Annotated in this window: 4 protein-coding genes and 1 pseudogene; all 5 read left to right on the top strand. The window is 67.6% G+C overall.

Annotation, left to right across the window (positions count from 1 at the left end):
• Positions 1–99: 99 nt before the first annotated feature.
• Positions 100–378, top strand: coding sequence for a formate hydrogenlyase (locus tag HMPREF1023_RS07130; RefSeq protein ID WP_345784130.1), 279 nt, complete (start codon positions 100–102; stop codon positions 376–378).
• Positions 379–475: 97 nt separating this feature from the next.
• Positions 476–1252 carry a hypothetical protein gene (locus HMPREF1023_RS07125; RefSeq protein WP_050784821.1) on the top strand — a complete coding sequence of 259 codons (777 nt, stop codon included), beginning with the start codon at positions 476–478 and terminating at the stop codon, positions 1250–1252.
• A gap of 103 nt (positions 1253–1355) precedes the next feature.
• On the top strand, positions 1356–1739 hold the full coding sequence (locus HMPREF1023_RS07120; protein WP_009305523.1) for a PrgI family protein: 384 nt from the start codon (positions 1356–1358) through the stop codon (positions 1737–1739).
• Positions 1720–4029, top strand: a complete 2310-nt coding sequence (locus HMPREF1023_RS07115) for a VirB4-like conjugal transfer ATPase, CD1110 family (protein WP_009305522.1) — start codon at positions 1720–1722, stop codon at positions 4027–4029. The genes HMPREF1023_RS07120 and HMPREF1023_RS07115 overlap by 20 nt, the downstream gene beginning before the upstream one ends.
• A 21-nt stretch (positions 4030–4050) precedes the next feature.
• Positions 4051–4269 (top strand): annotated as a pseudogene (locus HMPREF1023_RS07110) (CHAP domain-containing protein); the annotation flags it as partial.

The raw sequence follows: 4269 nt of genomic DNA, 5'->3' as shown, positions 1-4269 counted from the left end.
CAGCGCTCGCGGCGGAGGCGGCGGGCGGGAAAGGAGAACCAACGCATGAGAAAGACCACTGAGGGGAAGAAGGCCCGCCCCGCAGCCCGCGCGCGGCTCATGGCGGCAATCGCCGTCTGCGCCGCTTCGGCCTTGGCGCTGGAGCCGCCCGCCGCGTTCGCGGCGACCGACCCGATAGCGGCGGTGGACAACCTCTCCACGTTCATCTTCGGGCTCATCAGGAGCGTCGGGCTCATCCTGCTCGGCTTCGGCGTGGTGCAGGTGGGCATGTCGCTCAAGAGCCACGACCCGTCCCAGCGCGCCAACGGCTTCCTGACCCTGGCGGGCGGCGTGGTCATCACGTTCGCGAAGGAAATCTTGGATATCATCGTCGGATAGGCCCGTCGCGCGGGCCCCGAAAGGAGGCGGGCCGTTGGATTCGGACAACTGGGTGGTCAGCAACCTCCAGGGAGCGCTCGACACGTGGAACGAGAAGATGGGCGAGATCGTGGGGTTGCTCACGGCGTCGCCCGCCGACTTCCGGGGCGGCGGGATATGGGACGCGGTGCTCTCCATCCACGGCGCCGTGCAGGCGGTGGCGCTCGCGCTCCTCGTGCTGTTCTTCCTGTCGGGCCTCGTGAAGACCTGCGGCTCGTTCGCCGAGGCCAAGCGCCCGGAGGTGGTGTTGAAGCTGTTCGTGCGGTTCGTGCTGGCGCACGCCGCCGTCGTCTACGGGCTTGAGCTCATGATGGCGTTCCTCGACGTGGTGCAGGGGCTCATCGGCGACATGATGGATGCTGCGGGCTTTGCGTCGGCCGCGCCCGCCGCGCTGCCTGGCGAGATGGTGGAGGCCATCGAGGACGTGGGCTTCCTCGACGCCATACCCCTGTGGGCGGTGACGTTGCTCGGCGGGCTGCTCGTCACGGTGCTCTCGTTCATCATGATACTGGCGGTGTACGGCAGGTTCTTCAAGATATACATGTACACCGCGCTCGCGCCCATACCCCTGTCCACCTTCGCGGGCGAGCCGAGTCAGTCGGTCGGCAAGGCGTTCCTCAAAAGCTACGGGGCCGTGTGCCTCGAGGGTGCGGTCATCCTGCTCGCATGCGTCATATTCTCGCTGTTCGCATCGGCGCCGCCGGTGGTGGATGCCGAGGCTCCCGTGGTCACGCAGGTGTGGTCGTACGTGGGAGAGCTTGCCTTCAACATGCTGGTGCTCACGGGCATGGTCAAGATGGCCGACCGCGTGGTGCGCGAGATGATGGGGCTTTGACGCCCCTCCCCTTTCCCGAAACAACCGAACGAACACATTGCCCGCGCCGCGCGCGGGGCGCTTTACGCGCCCGCTTCGCCGCGCAGGCAGAGAGGAGCAAGAAGTGGAAGTGAAGGTCAACCGAGAGATACGCGAGTATACCGAGGGGGTGTTCTTCGGCATGTCGCTTCGGCAGTGCGTCTTCGCGCTGCTCGCCTGCGTCGCCGCCGTGGGGCTCTACTTCGGGCTGTCGCCCTTCCTGAGACTGGACGAGCTCTCCTGGGCGTGCATCGCGGGAGCGGCCCCGTTCGCCGCGCTGGGGTTCGTCACCTGGCACGGCATGGCGGTCGAACGCGCGGCGTGGGCGTGGGCCAAATACGCGCTTTTGACCCCCAAGGAACTGCCCGCGCGCCCGCAGAACCTGTACTACGAGGCCGTCTGCACGCCGCATCGCGCGAAGGGCATCCGCCGCGAGAAAGGAGGGCATCATGGCCGCACTCGCAGCTAGGCGGCGCAAAGGCGGCACGCGGTTCGTCCCGCCGAAAACCGCCGAGGACGCCGTGCCCGTGCGCCGCATCTGGCCCGACGGCGTGTGCCTCACCGACGACGGCGAGTACGCGAAGACCTGGCGCGTGAGCGACGTGAACTACGCGGCGGCGTCAAAGGAGGATAAGGAGGCCATGTTCCTGGGCTACTCGGACCTGCTCAACTCTTTCGACTCCGACGCGCGGGCCAAGGTCACCGTGGCGGTGCGCAGGCTCGACGCCGAAGCCCTCGGGCGGCGCATCCTCATACCGCCCAAGGGCGACGGGCTCGACCGCTACCGCGAGGAGTACAACGCCATGCTCATAGAGAAGGCCACGGGGGCGAATTCCATGGTGCGCGAGATATACCTTACCATCGCCGTGGGAGGGAGAAGCATCCAGGAGGCCCGCTCCTACTTCAACCGCGCGTCGGCGGAGACGGCCGCGCACCTCGCGCGCCTCGGGGCGCACTGCGAGGAGCTCGACGCAGAGGGCAAGCTGCGGCTTCTGAGGGGCTTCTACCGGGGCGGCGCCGACGACCTGCCCATCGACGTGCGCGCCTCGATGCGCCGGGGGCACTCGTTCAAGGACGCCGTTGCGCCCGAGGGCGCGGGCATTGAGGCCGACCGCCTGCGGGTGGGCGGCCGCTGGGCGCGCGCCCTGTACCTGACCGACTACGCGTCCTACATCAAGGACGGCTTTCTGGCCGAGCTTACCGACGCGAGGCGCGCGATGGCGCTTTCCATAGACGTCGTCCCCGTGCCCACTGACGAGGCGGTGCGCGAGGTGGAGCGGCGACTGCTCGGTGTGGAGACGAACATCACCAACTGGACGCGCCGGCAGAACGCCAACATGAACTATAACGTGGCCGTGCCCTACGACATGGAGCAGCAGCGCAAGGAGAGCCGCGAGTTCCTGGACGACCTCATGTCGCGCGACCAGCGCATGATGTTCGCCACGGTGACGCTCGTCCACTTTGCCGACACGCCCGAGGAGCTCGACGCCGACACCGAGGCGCTGCTCTCGTGCGCGCGCAAGCACCTGTGCCGCCTCTCGGTCCTGCGCTTCCAGCAGCTCGACGGGCTGTCAACCGCGCTGCCCATAGGCGTGCGTCGCATCGAGGCGATGCGCACGCTCACCACCGAGAGCCTCGCCGTGCTCATGCCGTTCCGCGTGCAGGAGATCATGGAGGAGGGCGGCATGTACTTCGGCGAGAACGCCATATCGCGCAACCTCATCCTGTGCGACAAGTCGCGGCTCCTGAACCCCAACGCGTTCGTGCTGGGCGTGCCGGGCTCGGGCAAGAGCTTCTCGACCAAGGAGCTCATAGCTATGCTTGCGCTCTCGACCGACGACGACATAGTGATATGCGACCCCGAGCGCGAGTACGCCTCGCTCGCCGAGGCACTGGGCGGCGAGGTGGTGCGCATCGCGGCGGGCAGCCCCCACCACATCAACGCCATGGACATGGTGGAGGGCTACGGCGAGGGAGGCAACCCCGTGGCCGACAAGAGCGAGTTCGTGCTGTCACTGTTCGAGCAGCTCGACCGCCGGGGACTGGGGCCGCAGGCCAAGTCGGTCGTGGACCGCTGCACCTCGGCGGTGTACGCCGACTACCTGCGCGGCGGCGAGGCGCCCACGCTCGCCCACCTGCGCGACAAACTGCTCGCCCAGCCCGAGCCGCAGGCGCGTGACCTGGCGCTTTCGCTGGAGCTGTTCACCTCGGGCACGCTGGACGCGTTCGCGCACCCAACCAACGTGGACACCCGCAACAGGCTCCTCGTCTACGACATCATGGACCTGGGCCGCCAGCTCAAGACCATGGGGCTGCTCGTCATCACCGACGCGATGCTCAACCGCGTGACGGACAACTGGCGCGCGGGCAGGCGCACGCACATCTTCATAGACGAGTTCCACGTGGTGTTCGAGAACGAGTACTCCGGCGCGTTCTTCAACAGCGCGTGGCGCCGCTTCCGCAAGCGCAACGCCTACCCCACGGCCATCACGCAGAACGTGGAGTACCTGCTCGATTCGGTCTTGGCCTCCACGATGCTCTCCAACTCCGAGCTCATCGTCATGCTCAACCAGGCGGCCGCCGACCGCGGGAAACTGGGCGAACTCCTCAACATCAGCCGAGAGCAGATGGGCTACATCACCAACGCCGAGGCGGGCTGCGGCCTCCTGCGCTACGGCGGCGCCATCGTGCCGTTCGCCAACCGCTTCCCGAGGGACACCGAGCTCTACCGCCTCATGACCACTAAGCCCGGGGAGTGACGAAGCAGAAAGGAGGCCGCCTTGCCGAGCGACATCAAGGAGCGCGTCGTCGCCAGGAACGTGAAGACCCTCGACCGCGCGGCGCTTCTCCAAAAGGCGGCGCGGCCCGCAGCGCTGCGCGTCGGCGAAACGGCGAAGGCGGCAAACCCCGCACACACACGCGAACGAAGGGGCGATGAAGCCGAAGGCGGCTGGGCGGCGGCGCGCGGCGAATCGGAGCGAACGGCGCACGAGGGCTTC

It is taken from the genome of Eggerthella sp. 1_3_56FAA (assembly GCF_000185625.1).
Taxonomy (GTDB): Bacteria; Actinomycetota; Coriobacteriia; order Coriobacteriales; family Eggerthellaceae; genus Eggerthella; species Eggerthella lenta.
Note: the sequence above shows the minus strand (reverse complement) of the source record. Positions and strands in the feature narration are given on the sequence as shown.